This window comes from Bacteroides sp. AF32-8BH, assembly GCF_003435205.1.
GTDB classification, from domain to species: Bacteria; Bacteroidota; Bacteroidia; order Bacteroidales; family Bacteroidaceae; genus Bacteroides; species Bacteroides ovatus.
The window spans coordinates 1-269 of record NZ_QVLZ01000104.1; the positions used below are offsets into that span (position 1 = coordinate 1).

Below are 269 nucleotides of genomic sequence, written 5' to 3' on the forward strand. Positions count from 1 at the left end.
AAACCATCGAAGCCCTGCAAGACAGAATACAGACCATGCAGGCAGACCACAGCCGGGAGATACGGGAAATGCAGCAGAAACACGACAAGGAGATAGCCGACAAGGACACAAGACACAAGCAGGAAATATCGTTTCTGAAAACGGTAATCGCAAAGGCGGCGGCATGGTTTCCCTATTTCCGTGAAATGCTCCGTATCGAAAACCTGTGCCGCCTTGTGGGATTCGATGAAAGGCAGACCGCAACGCTCGTCAAGGGAAAGCCGTTGGAG

Annotated in this window: 1 pseudogene; it reads left to right on the top strand. The window is 52.0% G+C overall.

Annotated elements, in window-relative coordinates:
- Nucleotides 1–269: pseudogene (locus DWZ47_RS31210) on the top strand (mobilization protein); the annotation flags it as partial.